Origin of the sequence: Nocardioides soli (assembly GCF_014191495.1) — a bacterium.
Taxonomy (GTDB): domain Bacteria; phylum Actinomycetota; class Actinomycetes; order Propionibacteriales; family Nocardioidaceae; genus Nocardioides; species Nocardioides soli.
Genome location: NZ_JACHWR010000005.1, coordinates 144,978 through 159,655 on the forward strand (window position 1 = coordinate 144,978; position 14,678 = coordinate 159,655).

Annotated in this window: 13 protein-coding genes; 11 read left to right on the top strand and 2 right to left on the bottom strand. The window is 72.0% G+C overall.

Going from position 1 to position 14,678, the window contains the following annotated elements:
- Positions 1-61 precede the first annotated feature (61 nt).
- The 11 genes from FHU40_RS24910 to FHU40_RS24960 all read left to right on the top strand — a co-directional run bounded on the left by FHU40_RS24910 (position 62) and on the right by FHU40_RS24960 (position 13,244).
- The gene (locus FHU40_RS24910) at positions 62-3,016 is read left to right on the top strand and encodes an AAA family ATPase (protein WP_183595210.1); all 2,955 of its coding nucleotides are present in this window, start codon (positions 62-64) and stop codon (positions 3,014-3,016) included.
- Between the two features lie 317 nt (positions 3,017-3,333).
- Positions 3,334-4,332 carry a BMP family protein gene (locus FHU40_RS24915; protein WP_183595211.1) on the top strand — a complete coding sequence of 333 codons (999 nt, stop codon included), beginning with the start codon at positions 3,334-3,336 and terminating at the stop codon, positions 4,330-4,332.
- Complete coding sequence (locus FHU40_RS24920; protein WP_183595212.1) at positions 4,329-5,906, top strand: ATP-binding cassette domain-containing protein; 1,578 nt, start codon at positions 4,329-4,331, stop codon at positions 5,904-5,906. Before FHU40_RS24915 ends, FHU40_RS24920 begins: the two co-directional genes overlap by 4 nt.
- Entirely contained in the window at positions 5,899-6,990 is a 1,092-nt protein-coding gene (locus tag FHU40_RS24925; RefSeq protein ID WP_215525543.1) for an ABC transporter permease, read from the top strand. Before FHU40_RS24920 ends, FHU40_RS24925 begins: the two co-directional genes overlap by 8 nt.
- A 1-nt stretch (position 6,991) precedes the next feature.
- Entirely contained in the window at positions 6,992-7,924 is a 933-nt protein-coding gene (locus FHU40_RS24930) for an ABC transporter permease (RefSeq protein ID WP_215525542.1), read from the top strand.
- 111 nt (positions 7,925-8,035) lie between these two features.
- On the top strand, positions 8,036-8,263 hold the full coding sequence (locus FHU40_RS24935; RefSeq protein ID WP_183595213.1) for a hypothetical protein: 228 nt from the start codon (positions 8,036-8,038) through the stop codon (positions 8,261-8,263).
- Positions 8,264-9,379 (top strand): JmjC domain-containing protein, encoded by a 1,116-nt coding sequence (locus FHU40_RS24940; RefSeq protein ID WP_183595214.1) that lies wholly within the window; start codon positions 8,264-8,266, stop codon positions 9,377-9,379.
- Positions 9,376-10,287, top strand: a complete 912-nt coding sequence (locus FHU40_RS29785; protein ID WP_183595215.1) for a sucrase ferredoxin — start codon at positions 9,376-9,378, stop codon at positions 10,285-10,287. Before FHU40_RS24940 ends, FHU40_RS29785 begins: the two co-directional genes overlap by 4 nt.
- 145 nt (positions 10,288-10,432) lie before the next feature.
- Complete coding sequence (locus FHU40_RS24950; protein ID WP_183595216.1) at positions 10,433-11,761, top strand: flavin-containing monooxygenase; 1,329 nt, start codon at positions 10,433-10,435, stop codon at positions 11,759-11,761.
- Entirely contained in the window at positions 11,758-12,351 is a 594-nt protein-coding gene (locus FHU40_RS24955; protein ID WP_183595217.1) for a TetR/AcrR family transcriptional regulator, read from the top strand. The genes FHU40_RS24950 and FHU40_RS24955 overlap by 4 nt, the downstream gene beginning before the upstream one ends.
- Complete coding sequence (locus FHU40_RS24960) at positions 12,348-13,244, top strand: alpha/beta hydrolase (RefSeq protein ID WP_215525538.1); 897 nt, start codon at positions 12,348-12,350, stop codon at positions 13,242-13,244. The genes FHU40_RS24955 and FHU40_RS24960 overlap by 4 nt, the downstream gene beginning before the upstream one ends.
- Before the next feature lie 62 nt (positions 13,245-13,306).
- Here FHU40_RS24960 and FHU40_RS24965 read toward each other — a convergent pair whose 3' ends face one another.
- Together FHU40_RS24965 and FHU40_RS24970 are read right to left on the bottom strand one after the other, a co-directional pair.
- Positions 13,307-13,765, bottom strand: coding sequence for a YbjN domain-containing protein (locus FHU40_RS24965; protein ID WP_183595218.1), 459 nt, complete (start codon positions 13,763-13,765; stop codon positions 13,307-13,309).
- A 13-nt stretch (positions 13,766-13,778) separates the two neighbouring features.
- Positions 13,779-14,579: a hypothetical protein gene (locus FHU40_RS24970; RefSeq protein ID WP_183595219.1), complete on the bottom strand. Its 801-nt coding sequence runs from the start codon at positions 14,577-14,579 to the stop codon at positions 13,779-13,781.
- Positions 14,580-14,678 lie beyond the last annotated feature (99 nt).

Below are 14,678 nucleotides of genomic sequence, written 5' to 3' on the forward strand. Positions count from 1 at the left end.
CGGCGCCGCTCCGGCGACTATTCAGGAGCACGACACCACCGAACACGAGATCATGGGAGGCGTGGCAGCACACACCAGCCGGACCCTGGTCGGGCGAGACGCCGAGCTGACGGAGCTCTCTTCGTTGCTCGGCGTCCGTTCGTTCCCGGGCGGTGGCGCGCCGGGCGGTGGCGGTACGCCGGGCGCCGCGGTGCTCCTCGCCGGCGACGCCGGCGTCGGCAAGACCCGGCTCCTCGTCGAGCTGCGCGACCTCGCCTTCGCGGCCGGCTGGCAGGTCTTCGCCGGGCACTGCCTCGACTTCGGCGACTCCGCGCTGCCCTACCTCCCCTTCTCGGAGGTCCTCGGCCGGATCGCGGCGGAGCTGCCCGACGCGGTCGAGCAGGTGGCGACCCAGTACCCCGCCCTGGCCCGGCTCCAGCCGGGGCGGCGGGTCCTGGGCTCCTCCGACATCGCCACCGACCAGGCGGCGGCTCTCGACCGTGCCGATCTCTTCGAGGCCGTGCACACGCTCCTGGAGACCGCGGCCGGCCGGGCGCCGGTGCTGCTCGTCGTCGAGGACACCCACTGGGCCGACCAGTCGACGCGCGACCTCCTCAGCTTCCTCTTCTCCCGCCCGTTCGAGGGGCCGGTCGCCATGGTCGCGTCGTACCGCGCCGACGACCTCCACCGGCGGCACCCGCTGCGCCGCCAGGTCGCCGAGTGGTCCCGCATCCGGGGGGTGCAGCGGCTGGCGCTCTCCCCGCTGCCCGAGTCCGCGGTGCGGGCGCTGATCCAGGAGCTCGTCCCGGACGGCCTGGCCGAGCAGGAGCTCGCGGACATCATCGAGCGCGCCGACGGCAACGCGTTCTTCGTCGAGGAGCTCACCAGCGCCGCCGCCGAGCCGGGGCGCTGGGTGCCGGCGGACCTCGCCGACGTGCTGCTGGTCCGGCTCGACCGTCTCGACGAGACCGCCCGGCAGGTGGTGCGCACCGCCAGCGTCGCCGGCCGCCGGGTCTCCCACGACATGCTCGTCGCGACCGCCGGCCTCGAGGCGGACGCGCTCGACGACGGCCTGCGCCGGGCCGTCGAGATGAACGTCCTGGTCCCCCAGGGGGAGCGCTACGCCTTCCGGCACGCGCTGCTCGGCGAGGCGGTGTACGACGACCTGCTGCCCGGTGAGCGGGTCCGGCTGCACGCCAGGTACGCCGAGGCGCTCCAGAGCGGCGCCGCCCGCGGCACGGCCGCCGCGCTGGCCCGCCATGCCCGGTTGGCCACCGACCTCGACACCGCGCTCACCGCGAGCATCCAGGCCGGCCGCGAGGCGTGGGACGTCGGCGGGCCGGACGAGGCGGCGTACCACTACCAGCAGGCGCTCGAGCTGCTCGGCGACCCGCGGCGGTGCGAGCGGGCGGAGGTCGACGTGTCCAAGCTGGTGACCAGCGCCGCCGAGGCGCTCAGCGAGAGCGGCGACCCGCAGCGGGCGGTCGCGCTGATCCAGGAGCAGCTCGACCGGCTGCCCGACGACGCGCCGCCCGAGTGGCGCTCGCGGATGCTCACCACCCGGGCCGGCATCCTGATCGTGGTCGACACCGACGAAGACCCGGCGGAGATCTCGGCCGAGGCCCTGGCGCTGGCGCCCGAGGGCGAGAACCACTGGCGCGCCCGCGCGCTGACGACGCATGCCCGGGTGCTCGCCGGGATGGGCCGCTACGACGAGGCCCAGGCCGCCGGCATGGAGGCGCTCGCCCTCGACGAGCGGCTCGACCTCAACCAGCTCGCCTCCGAGGCGATCACGACCCTCTCCGGCCTGAAGAAGACCGGCCCCAAGGAGGGGCTGCGGGAGGCGCTCGTCGACGCCGTCGCCCGCGCCGAGGAGGCCGACGCGGTGCACGCGGAGCTGCGCGCCCGCTTCCTGCTCGGCCGATCCTTCGAGGACTGGGCGGAGTTCGACGGGTCGGAGCAGTGGTTCCGCAGCGCCATCGAGAGGGCGGTCGGCACGGGCCTGACCTGGGCGCCGTACGCGCTCGAGTCCCGGGTCCAGCTGGCCTGGATCCGCTGGGTGCGCGGGGCCTGGGACGACGTGCTCGACCTGACCGACTTGCGCGGGGAGACGCCGCCGCCGATCCCGCGGGCGATCCTGTCCGCGCTGCGGATGAGCGTCGAGCAGGGCCGGGGTGCCGACGTCGCGGCCGAGGCCCGCAAGCTGCGGCGGTTCTGGGCCCGGGAGGGCGCGGTCGCGATCCACTCGGCCGCCCTCGAGATGGTCCAGGCCGGGCGCGCCGGCGACGCCGCGGGCGCGGTGCAGGTGTACGACGACGTCGTCGCCGTGCTCGGCCGCACCTGGCACGAGTGGTTCAGCGCGCGGATCCGCTTCGGCGCAATCGCCGCGGGCGCCGTCGCCCGGGCGATGACGACGATGTCCGCGGCCGAGCGGTCGGCGTACCTCGAGAAGGTCGAGCGGATCAGCGACGACGGCCACATCGTGGTGCAGCGCTACGACGACCCGTCCGGTCACTGGGGACCCGAGGGGCGGGCCTGGAAGAAGCGCCTCGACGCCGAGACGCTGCGGGTGCGATGGCTGGCCGGGGTCGACGCCCCGCCGCAGGACGTGCTGGTCGGCAGCTGGCGCGAGACGGTCACCTGCTTCGAGGACTTCGGCCACGTCCACGAGCTGGCCCAGATGCGCACCGTGCTGGCCGGGATCCTGCGCGCCACCGGCGACACCGCGGGTGCCCGCGAGCAGGGCGACCTCGCCCGAGCGGTCGCCCACGAGCTCGGGGCCCGGCCCCTGCTCGACGACCTGCTGGCGATCGGCTCGGCGCCGGTGCGCTCCGAGTCGGCGCCCGACGCGCTCACGCCGCGCGAGACCGAGATCCTCGCGCTGGTCGCCGACGGACGCTCCAACGGCGAGATCGCCCGGCAGCTGTTCATCAGCGCCAAGACGGTGTCGGTGCACGTCTCGAACATCCTGGCCAAGCTCGACGCCGCCAGTCGCACCGAGGCCGCCGCGATCGCGCGGCGTCGCGACCTGCTCTAGGCACGGTCTGGCCAGGGCCGACCTGACCCCTGCCGCGGCCGTCCGCGGCCGGACGACCGAGACCTTCGTCACAGTTCTCGGGCGGTCTTGGGTGGGCCCGACATACTCGCCTGTCGCCGCGGTGACTTCAACCGGGTTCGCGCCAATCGTTACGGTTCCGACCGATGTGGTCAGGTCTTGCCCAACAACCATCGGTCGGTTGAGCGAAGAGCGCCGATGTAGGCGTATCCGCGTCGCCCGCACGATGTCCGCACAGTGATGCCCGACACCACCGCCTCCTGCGGTTTCCGAGGTCGGGCACGACCAGGAGGCGGGCAATGCGCGGAGTACTTCGGAATCTGACGGGACTGGCGGCGGTGGCACTCGTGGTCGCCGGGTGCGGCGGCGACAGCGGCGGCGGATCGGACGACGGCGAGCTCAAGATCGCCGCGATCTTCTCCGGCCCGACCACCGACGCCGACTACAACGCGTTGGGCCTGGAGGCGCTGAAGGTCGCGGAGAAGGACGGCGCCGAGGTGTCGTACTCCGAGAGCGTCGCGGTCCCCGACATCGAGCGGGTCCTCCAGGAGTACGTCGCGGACGGCTACGACGTGATCTGGACGCACGGCTCGCAGTTCTACGAGGCCACGGCCAAGATCGCCGGCCAGAGCCCGGACGTGAACTTCATCGGCGAGTTCGATGGTGCGCCCGAGGGCCAGCCGGAGAACGTCTGGGTCATCGACCGCAACTTCCACACGGTCTTCTACCCGATCGGCACGCTGGCTGCGAACCTCAGCAAGAGCGGCAAGGTCGGCTACCTGGGCGGCCTCAGCCTCCCGTTCTCCTACGCCGAGGTGCACGCGGTCGAGCAGGCCTTCGAGGACAGCGGCAAGTCCGTCAGCCTGAACCCGGTGTGGAGCGGTGACTTCAACGACACCGTGAAGGCGCAGCAGCTGACGACCCAGCTCCTCTCCGGCGGCAACGACGTCGTCATCACCTCGCTCAACCTCGGTGTGGTCGGCGCCTTCAAGGCGGTCAACGACACCGACCCGGGCTCGGCCTGGCTGACCGTCAAGTACACGGACAAGTCGCAGAACGGTCCCGACCACTACGCGGCCACCGTGCTCTACGACTTCACCGGCCCGCTCACGGAGATCCTCGACGACATCGAGGCCGACACGACGACCGGCCACTACGTCATCGGCTTCGGCAAGGGCGCGAGCGTGGAGATGGGCGACCAGCTCCCCGACGACGTCAAGGCCGCGGTCGACGAGGCTGTCGCCGGCATCACCGACGGCTCGATCGAGGTCGAGCTCGACCAGGCCGAAGTGAAGTGACCGAGCAGCAGCCGCCCCGCTTGGAGATGCGGGGCGTCGTCAAGACCTTCGGGCCGGTCGTGGCCCTCGACTCGGTCGACCTCGAGGTCGGCCGGAACGAGGTGCACGGCCTGCTCGGAGGGAACGGCGCCGGCAAGACGACGTTGATGAACGTCCTCTACGGGCTCTACCGCCCGAACGCCGGCGAGGTCCTCCTGGACGGTGCGCCGGTGTCCATCGGCTCACCCCGGGACGCCATCGACGCCGGCGTGGGCATGGTCCACCAGACGTTCCTCCAGGTCGACAACTACACGGTGACCGAGAACATCGTGCTCGGCACCGACGTGTCCGGCCCCCTCCGCCTCGACCTCGGTGAGGCGCGGGAGCGGATCCGCGAGCTCAGCACCCGGTTCGGCCTGACGGTCGACCCCGACGCCGTCGTGGAGGAGCTCCCGGTCGGCGTCCGGCAGCGGGTCGAGATCCTCAAGGCCCTCTACCGCGGGGCGCGGCTGCTGATCCTCGACGAGCCGACGACCAACCTCACGCCCCAGGAGGTCGACGACCTCTTCGGGTCGATGCGGGCGATGGTCGACGACGGCATGAGCGTCGTGCTCATCACCCACAAGATCCGCGAGACGCTCAGCGTCTGCGACCGGATGACGGTGATGCGCGACGGCCGACGGGTCGAGACCATCGAGCGCGCGGACACCGACGCCGACCACCTGGCCCAGGTCATGGTGGGCGGCTCGGCCGATCCGGGCGACCTGATCGACGCGACCGCGCTCGGCGCGGTCGACGCGGAGGAGGTCGAGACGGTCGTCTCGTCGGTCCGCGAGGAGATCGGTGTGACGGCTCAGGGCCTGGTCGTGGTCAACGACCAGGGCCACGAGCTGATCCGCGGCTTCGACCTCGACATCCGCGAGGGCGAGATCGTCGGCATCGCCGGCGTCGCCGGCAACGGCCAGGTCGAGCTCGCCGAGGCACTGGCCGGCGTCCGCCCGGTGCGGTCGGGCTCGGTCCAGGTCGGCGGCCGGTCGATGTGCGGCCTGCCGACGGCGGCCTGGCTCGACCACGGAGTGGCCTACGTGCCCGAGGACCGGCACCGCGACGGCATCCTGCCGACCGCCAGCATCACCGAGAACCTGGTGCTGGGCTCGCAGCGCAGTCCGCGCATCCGCAAGCACGGACTGATCGACTGGGGCGCCGCGAAGCAGCGCGCCGTGGACGCCATCGAGCAGTTCTCGGTGCGCGCCAACGGACCGGGCACGCCGGCCGGCGACCTGTCGGGCGGCAACATCCAGCGGGTCATCCTCGCGCGGGCGTTCGCCCACCAGCCGCGGATGCTGATCCTGCACAACCCCACTCGCGGCCTCGACCTCGGCTCGACCCGCTTCGTCTACGAGCAGGTCCGCGCCGCGACGGCCGCCGGGTGTGCGGTGCTGCTCATCTCCGAGGATCTCGACGAGGTGATCGCCCTGTCCGATCGGGTGATCGCGCTCTACCAGGGATCACAGGCCGGCGAGTGGCCGCACGGCTCGGTGGACGCGTACGAAGTCGGCCGCAGCATGACCGGACTGGGAGAAGCGCGTGTCTGAGACCATGACCCCCGCGCCACCGGCGGCCCCCGCGCCGCCGGCTGCGCGACCGACCAACCGCGTCGTCGAGGCGCTCTGGCTGCTGGTGCCGTACGCGGTGTCGGTGCTGCTGGCCTTCGTCGTCGGCGGCTTGATCATCCTGGCCATCGGCCGGGACCCGATGGCGGCGTTCGAGTCGGTGCTGACCACCAGCTTCAACACCCGCTTCGGCACCGTGGAGACGCTGCACAAGTGGGTGCCGATCCTGCTGTGTGCCTATGCCTTCGCGATCCCGCTCGCCACCGGCAAGTTCAACATCGGCGCCGAGGGCCAGCTGCTGGTCGGCGCGACCGGTGGCGTCGCGCTGGGCATCCTCTGGTCGGACCTGCCGACCATCGTGCTGCTGCCCTGCGTGCTGATCGCGGGCGCCCTCGGTGGCGCGCTGTGGTCGGGCATCGCGGCGTTCCTGATGGTGAAGTTCAACGTGAACGAGATCCTGAGCACGGTCGTGCTCAACTTCATCTCGTTCCAGCTCATCGACTACGTCGCCAGCCACGTCTGGCCCGACCGCGGCGCCGGTCACCCGGCGACCGTCCGGGTCGGTGACGGCGCGCTGCTGCCGGGCATCGGCGAGGCGCCGCCGTTCCACTCCGGTGTGCTCATCACGCTGGTCCTGGTCGTGGCGATCGCCGTCTTCATGCGGCGTACCCCGACCGGCTTCGAGCTGCGCGCCGTCGGCGCCAACCTGCGCGCCGCGCAGGTGCACGGCATCAAGACCTCCCGGCTCGCCGGTGCCGGCCTCGTGGTCGGCGGCGCGGTCGCCGGCCTCGCCGGTGCCATCGAGGTGGCCGGAGTGCACGGCAAGATGCTCGAGGGGATGCAGTCGAACTTCCTGATCCTCGGCATCATCGTGGGACTGATGTCCCGCGGCAGCATGCTCGCCCTCCCCGTCGTCGCGTTCGGCATCGCCGTGCTCGAGGTCGGTGCGGGCTCCATGCAGCGGACCGCGCAGGTGCCCGTCGAGATGGTGCTGATCATCGAGGCGCTGATCCTGCTGTTCCTGCTGTTGTCCGACATCGTCCGCGCGAAGATCCGGGGGCAGTGACATGGGTGAGATCACCGAGTTCCTCACGCTGATGATCCCGGCGATGGTGCCGTTCCTGCTCGCCGCGCAGGGCACCGTGCTGAGCGGCCGGGCCGGCGTCTTCAACGTCTCGCAGGAGGGCCTGATGGTCCTCGGCGCGGCCGTCGGCTTCCTGGTCAGCTTCAAGGTCGGCAGCAACACCGTCGGTCTCGGCGCCGCCTTCGCGATCGCCGCCCTGTTCGGTCTGGTGCTCGCCTACATGACGACCCAGCTCCGGCTGGACCAGTTCGTCGTCGGCCTCGCGCTCTACTTCGCCGCACTGGGTGCCGCCGGTCTCCTCTACCGCGAGGTGATCGGCGTGACCATGGAGCCGCCGCTGATCCCGACGCTCGACGACTACCCGATCCCGCTGCTGTCGAAGATCCCGTTCCTGGGCGAGGTGCTGTTCGACCACGACCTGGTCGTGTACGCCGCGTTCCTGATCTCCGCGGTCATCTACTGGTTCATGTACAAGACCCGCAGCGGGCTGGCGTTCCGGTCGATCGGTGAGAACCCGAAGGCCGCGGACAGCCTCGGCATCAACGTGACGTGGGCGCGCACCTGGTCGACCGTGGTCGGCTCGGGCCTGGTCGGTGTCGCGGGTGCGTACCTCCCGATGGTCTACACCGGCCTCTACACCGAGGGCATGGTGGCCGGCCGCGGCTGGCTGGTCATCGCGCTGGCGTTCCTCGGCGGCTGGCGTCCGCACCTCGTGGTCGCGGGCGCGGCGTTCCTCGCCGGCATGGAGGTGCTCGCGCTCCGGGCCCAGGTGGCCGGGATCGGCATCCCGCACCAGTTCGTGCTGATGCTCCCGTACGTCGCCACGCTGCTGGTCATGGTGTTCGCGTTCCGCTGGGCCCGGCAGCCGGCGTTCCTCGGCCGCAACTACGACCGGGAGAGCCGCCTGGTCGGCTGAGCCCGGCCGCGCGTCCTGGTGTAGGCGATCGTCGGCTCGGGTACCGCTTGTGGGTCGGTCCGCTGCGCAGCAGACTGACCACACAAGCGGTACCCGACCCAGGAGGACGCGATGACCCCGGAAGAGCCCCTCAGCGACGACGAGATGACGACCACCGGTCCCGGCGGGAGTGGTGGGGTCGGCGGCGACGCCGACGGCACCGATGGCTCCGACAGTGATGGTTCGGACAGCGACGGCTCGGACGGCGACGGGACCGACGGTGACAGCACCGATGGTGACGGCACGGACGGTGACGGCACCGACGGCGACGGCTCGGACAGCGACGGCACCGACGCCTGAGTGAGCGCACTCGACCTGCTCAGCGGTGACGCCCGGACCTTCCGGACCTCGGTCTGGGCGTCCCGCGTCCATCTCCACCGGACCGACCCGGCGGACCTGATCGGGCTCCTCTCGCTCGACGACGCCGACCACCTGCTGACCGCGACCGCGATCCGCACGCCGTCGATCAGGATGGCCAAGGACGGCAGCGTGCTGCCCGAGGCGACGTACACCCGCAGCGCCACGATCGCCGGCAGGGCCCTGTCCGGGCTGGTCGACGTCCGCAAGGCGCTGGCGCTCTTCGACGACGGCGCGACCGTCGTCTTCCAGGGGCTGCACCGCTACTGGCCGCCCCTGACCCGCCTCCTCGCGGACCTCGAGCTCGAGCTCGGCCACCCCTGCCAGGCCAACGCCTACCTGACGCCGCCGGGCGCTCAGGGCTTCGCGGTGCACGCCGACTCCCACGACGTCTTCGTCCTCCAGACCGCGGGCTCCAAGCTGTGGGAGGTGCACGGCGACGACGGTGCCCAGGAGGTGCTGCTGGAGCCCGGGGTGTCGATGTACCTGCCCACCGGCACCCCGCACGCCGCCCGCGCGCAGGAGACCGTCTCGCTGCACATCACGCTGGGCATCAACCAGCTGACCTGGCGTGGGCTGCTCGAGCGCACCATCGCGCCCGTGCTCGAGGAGGTGCGCGACGAGCACCTGCCGGCCGGCTTCCTCGACGACCCGGCGCTGCTGGCCCCGGGCCTGGCGAGCCGTCTCGAACGGCTCGCCGACGCCGTCCGCGCCCTCGACGCCGACGCCGCGGTCGAGGCCGAGGTACGCCGCTTCCTCACCTCGCGGCCGCCGCGCCTCGCCGGCGGCCTGCACGAGGTCCTCGATCGCGACGCGATCGTCGCGACCACGACCCTGCGCCGCCGGCCGGGCCATCCCTGCGTGCTGCTCGACCGCGACGACACCGTCGAGGTTCTGCTCGGCGACCGGTCGCTGACGGTGCCGGCCCGGATCCGTCCGGCGCTCGAGGAGGTCCGCGGCCGCGAGAAGCTCACCCCGGGCGATCTGCCGCTCGACCCCGAGAGCAGCCTGGTGCTGTGTCGCCGGCTGGTCCGCGAAGGGCTGCTGGAGATCGGGTGACGACCCGACCGGAGCCGCGCTGCGCGGCCCAGAGCCTGCTGCGTGACGAGCCCGTGGCCGGCACCGCCACCCATGTCCGCACCTGGCTGCTGCTCGAGCACGTCGGGCCATGGGGCGACCGCGCGCTGCGGGACGCCCGACTCCCCGAGGGCCTCGGCGCGGAGCTCGAGCGGCGCGCGAGGGAGCACCGCGCCAAGGTGCTGCTGATCCGCCGGTTCAGCTCCAAGCCCGACTCGCCCGACGGCGTACGCGCGTTCGCGGCGTACGCGGACCCGGTGCGCCCCCGCCTCGAGTCGGGCCTCCTCGCCGACCCGCGCGAGGTGCTCGACGTCGACCTCGGATCGCTGCGTCGCGGCGGCACGTCGGGCCTCGCGGCGTACGCCGGCTCGATCTTCGGTGTCTGCACCAACGGCCGCCACGACGTCTGCTGCGCCGAGCGGGGCCGGCCGGTGGCGCGGGCGCTGGACCGCGCCCGCCCCGAGGAGACCTGGGAGGTCTCGCACATCGGCGGCGACCGGTTCGCCGCCAACCTGGTGGTGCTCCCGCACGGCCTCTACTACGGCCGGCTCGACCCCGCGTCGTCGATCGCGGTCGCCGGCGCCCACCTGTCCGGCGAGCTCGACCTCGACCACCTGCGCGGCCGCGCCTCCCACCCGATGGGCGTCCAGGCCGCCGAGGCCTTCCTGCGCCGCGAGCTCGGCGCGACCCGCATCGACGACGTGGCGCTGGTCGAGCGGTCCACCGACGGCGACCTGACCCGGGCGACGTTCGCGGTCGCGGGGGCGACGTACGACGTGGTGGTGCGCACCTCGCGCGAGCCGAGCACCGCGACCCGCCTCACCTGCAAGGCCGGCCGGGACAGCCCGGTGCCGGCGCACGAGCTGGTCAGCGCGGCGCGCCGCTCGTAGGCCGCGCCGGGACGTCATACGGACGGAGGAAGGGGACGCACTGTCCGTATGACGTCCGGGCGGAGCTCCCCGGACGAGTTGACGCGTGTCAATCCGAGGCCCTACCGTCCCGAATAGAACACGTTCCACTGCGGGGGGAGAGCCGATGGCGCGACCTACGACGGCGGTCATCGGCGCGGGCATCAGCGGCCTGACCGCCAGCAAGATGCTGGGCGACTACGGCGTGCCGTACACCACGTTCGAGTCCTCCGACCGGGTCGGCGGCAACTGGGCCTTCGGCAACCCGAACGGGCACAGCAGCGCCTACCGCTCGCTGCACATCGACACCTCGAAGCACCAACTGTCCTTCCAGGACTTCCCGATGCCCGAGCACTATCCGGACTTCCCGCACCACACCCTGATCAAGGACTACCTCGACGCGTACGCCGACGCGTTCGGCGTGCGCGAGCGCATCGAGTTCGGCAACGGCGTGGTGCACGCCGACCGGCTGCCGGGCGGCGGGTGGGAGCTGCGGACCCAGCGCGGCGAGACCCGGCGCTTCGACCTGCTCGTGGTCGCCAACGGCCACCACTGGGACCCGCGGACCGCCGACTTCCCCGGGGAGTTCTCCGGAGAGACCATCCACTCCCACCATTACATCGACCCGTGGACGCCGCTGCACCTGATGGACCAGCGGATCCTGGTCGTCGGCCTCGGCAACAGCGCCGCCGACATCACCGTCGAGCTCTCGCAACGGGCGCTGCGCAACGAGGTCACGCTGTCCACGCGCAGCAGCGCCTGGATCGTGCCGAAGCTGCTGTACGGCAAGGCCGCCGACATGAGCTACCGGACCATCCCGCAGCTCCCGCTCTCATGGCAGCGCAGGTTCGCCCAGTGGGGGCAGCGGTTCACGGCGTCCGACCCGACGCTCTACGGCCTGCCGGAGCCGAACCACAAGTTCTTCGAAGCGCACCCGACCCAGTCCGGTGAGCTGCCCCTGCGCCTGAAGTCGGGCGATGTGACACCTAAGGGCAACATCGCCCGGCTGGACGGCGAGGCCGTGCACTTCGAGGACGGCACCAGTGCCGACTTCGACGTCATCGTCTACGCCACCGGCTACAACCTGACCTTCCCGTTCTTCGACCCCGACTTCATCAGTGCGCCGGAGAACCGGATCGACCTCTACCGCCGGATCATCAGGCCGGGCATCGACGACCTGCTCTTCGCCGGCTTCGCGCAGGCGACGCCGACGCTGTTCCCGTTCGTGGAGAGCCAGGCGCGGCTGATCGCGGCGTACGCCATCGGCGAGTACGCCCCGCCGTCCGAGGCCGAGATGTACGCCGAGATCAGGGCCGACGACGAGCGCTACATGGGGCACATGCTCGACCGGCCGCGGCACACCCACCAGCTCGACTACTTCGTCTACGAGCACCAGATGCGCACCAAGGAGCTGCCGCAGGGCCGCCGGCGCGCCCACGCGAGGCGGGCGTCGTGACCGCGACCAAGGGAGACCAGCGGCGTACGGCGCTGCTGGCCGCGCTGGAGGAGCACCTGTGCGACGGCAGCTCGCTCGACGCCATCAACATCGCGGACATCTCGCGCCGCGCCGGCGTCACCCGCTCGGCGTTCTACTTCTACTTCGAGAACAAGGCCGCCGCCGTCGCCGCGCTCTACGAGGAGATGTACGCCGACGGCTTCGACGCGGCCGCCGTACTGGGTGGTGACGGCACCGTGCGCGACCGGATCTCCATGGCGATCCGGGCGATCGTCGCGGGCTGGGGCCAGCGCACGCATCTCTACCGGGCGATCCTCGACGCACGGGCCGTCAGCCCGGCGGTCCGCGACCAGTGGGACGCGTTCCAGGCGTCGTACGCCGACGTCGTCGCCGAGCTGATCGTCGCGGAGCGAGAGTCCGGCGCCGCGCCGGAGGGTCCCGATGCGCGCGCCGTCGCCACCGCGCTGCTCGACCTCAACGACCGCACCCTGGCCCGGGTCGTCCACGCCGGCGACGGCCTCGACCTCGACGGGCACCTCGACGCGGTCGTGCACGTCTGGTTGGCCAGCATCTACGGGAGGACCACGTGAAGCACCACGACGTCACGTTCCGCTCCGCCGGGGTCGCGTGCCACGCCGCGCACGTCACCGGTGCGGGCGACGGCCTCGCGACCGATGCCGGTCGCCCGGTGGTCGTGATGGCACACGGGCTCGGCGGCACCGTCGACTCCGGCCTGATGCCGTTCGCGGAGGCGCTCGCCGCCGCCGGTCTCGACGTGCTGGCCTTCGACTACCGGGGGTTCGGGGCCTCGGCGGGCGAGCCGCGGCAGACCGTCTCGATGGCCGGCCAGCTCGACGACTACCGTGCCGCGATGGCCGCCGCCGCACGGCTGCCCGGAGTCGATCCCCGACGACTGGTGCTCTGGGGAGTCTCGCTCTCCGGAGGGCACGTGCTCGCCGCGGCCGCCCATCGCGACGACGTCGCCGCGGTGGTCTCGCTGACGCCGCTCGTCGACGGCCGGGCCGCCGGCCGGCACGCGCTGGCGCACCACCGACCCTCGGCGCTGGCCCGCTCGACGGTGCTCGGCCTCCGGTCGAGGCTGGGCAGGCCGCGGACGATGCCGGTCGTCGCCCGCCCCGGCGCGCTCGGCGCACTGACGCTCGACGGCTGCCTGGAGGACTACCTCTCGATCGCCGGCCCCACCTGGCGCAACGAGGTCGACGCCGCCGTCGGGCTCGAGCTCGGCAACCACCGGCCGGGGCGATCGGCGCGCGACGTACGCGCCCCGCTGCTCGTCCAGATCGCCGACTACGACCGCAGCGCGCCGCCGCGGGCCGCCGCCAAGGCCGCCTTCGCCGGCCGCGCGCAGGTGCGGCACTACCCCTGCGACCACTTCGACGTCTGGCCGGGCAAGGCCTGGCACGGCCCGGCCGTCGAGCACCAGGTGGCGTTCCTGCGTCGGGTGCTCGGCCGACCGGGATAGTCCGTCACGTTCTGGTTGTCCTGGGAGCCCGGAGGCAACCGAAACGTGACGGACTATCCCGCCTAGCCACCCAGGTCGGGCAGCGGGATCCGCTCCAGGAGCGTCGGCGTGTAGGCGTCGAGCATCTCGATCGTGTGGTCGGCCATCCGGGCGTACACGACCGGGTCGAGGGTGGTGCCGCGGACGTCGATGCCGGTGGAGAACCGCACCTCGCCGTCGGTGAGGTCGAGCTCGAACTTGCCGACGGCGAGCCCGTAGTTGATCGCCGTCACCGCGACCGCCGCCTCGGTGCGGGCGTCGGGCGCGACCGTGGTCGGCACGATGCCGTAGAAGAGCGCCTGGCCCTCGTCCGCCTCGATCTGGATGTAGCACTGGTAGGTGCGCTCGCCCTGGAGCTCGAGCGACCAGATCAGCTTGCCGGGGATCTGGGTCAGGCCCCACCCGCGGTCCAGGACGACCTGGGTGATCGCCGCCTGGATGGACTCGACGGTGCGATCGATGCTCTCCTGCGCGTCGGACACGGCGGGATGCTCCTCACGTAGTGGGCAGGGTGGGAGTGACGGTAGTCGTCACCGGTGTCGTGGGCGGAGTCGGTGTGGTCGGCGTGGGGGTGGGCGTGCCCGTGCCGCCGCCGGTCGGCAGGGACACCTTGGTGGTCCAGCTGGTCTTGGCCTTGGCCGAGTCGAGCAGCTTGGCCACGAGTGCCGAGCTCATCTCGTAGCTCTCGGCCACCTTCTCGCCGTCCTCCCACTTCCAGTGGACGCCGTTGCCCGGCTTGGGCTTGCCGTCCTTGTCCATGTGGGCATGGATGACGATCTCCGGGATCCCGTCGATCTCCTGGCTCACCGAGAACTCGTCGACGTGACCCTTGTCGAAGGAGCTCTTGTAGGTGTCGCGGACGACCCCCGCCTTGAGGGTGGAGAAGGTCGCGAAGATGTAGTCGGCCCACGCCCCGGCGATCTGCTTGCGGAAGGGGACGCCGGACTGGTTGTGGTCGAACGACTTCAGCTTGGCCCGGGCCTCGGCGAGCGTGTACGTCGTGCCGGACTGGGGCTTCTGCTCGTCGGCGAGCTCCTGCGGCGTCTTCTTCTTGACCTTGGTCTTGGTCTTGTCGCGCCGGATGATGCCGCCGACGCCGGGCGTCACTGCGCGCCGCAGTCGCCCGAGAGGGTGCTCGGCGTGCTCGGGCACACCGGCGGGCGCGTCGTGGCTGCGGCGTACGGCGAGGGGCACCGGGCTCGCCGGAGTCGACCTCGCGCTCGTGGCGGACCGCTCGTCAGCGGCGGGCCTGCCCGCGCGATCGTGCGTCGTGGACGGCACCTGGTGCTGGGTCATGGGTCCTCCTCGAGATCGGCCCGCTCTCCCGCAGGCCAGCCTAGGGCGCCGCGGCGCCCGGGACCGGAGAATCCCGATTCCCGCTCTCCACCCTTGTTG

Bases quoted from the DNA above. Each gene is read 5' to 3' on its own strand.
- FHU40_RS24950 (WP_183595216.1), top strand. From the start codon at position 10,433: ATGGCGCGACCTACGACGGCGGTCATCGGCGCGGGCATCAGCGGCCTG.
- FHU40_RS24930 (WP_215525542.1), top strand. From the start codon at position 6,992: ATGGGTGAGATCACCGAGTTCCTCACGCTGATGATCCCGGCGATGGTG.
- FHU40_RS24915 (WP_183595211.1), top strand. From the start codon at position 3,334: ATGCGCGGAGTACTTCGGAATCTGACGGGACTGGCGGCGGTGGCACTC.
- FHU40_RS24935 (WP_183595213.1), top strand. From the start codon at position 8,036: ATGACCCCGGAAGAGCCCCTCAGCGACGACGAGATGACGACCACCGGT.
- FHU40_RS24970 (WP_183595219.1), bottom strand. From the start codon at position 14,579: ATGACCCAGCACCAGGTGCCGTCCACGACGCACGATCGCGCGGGCAGG.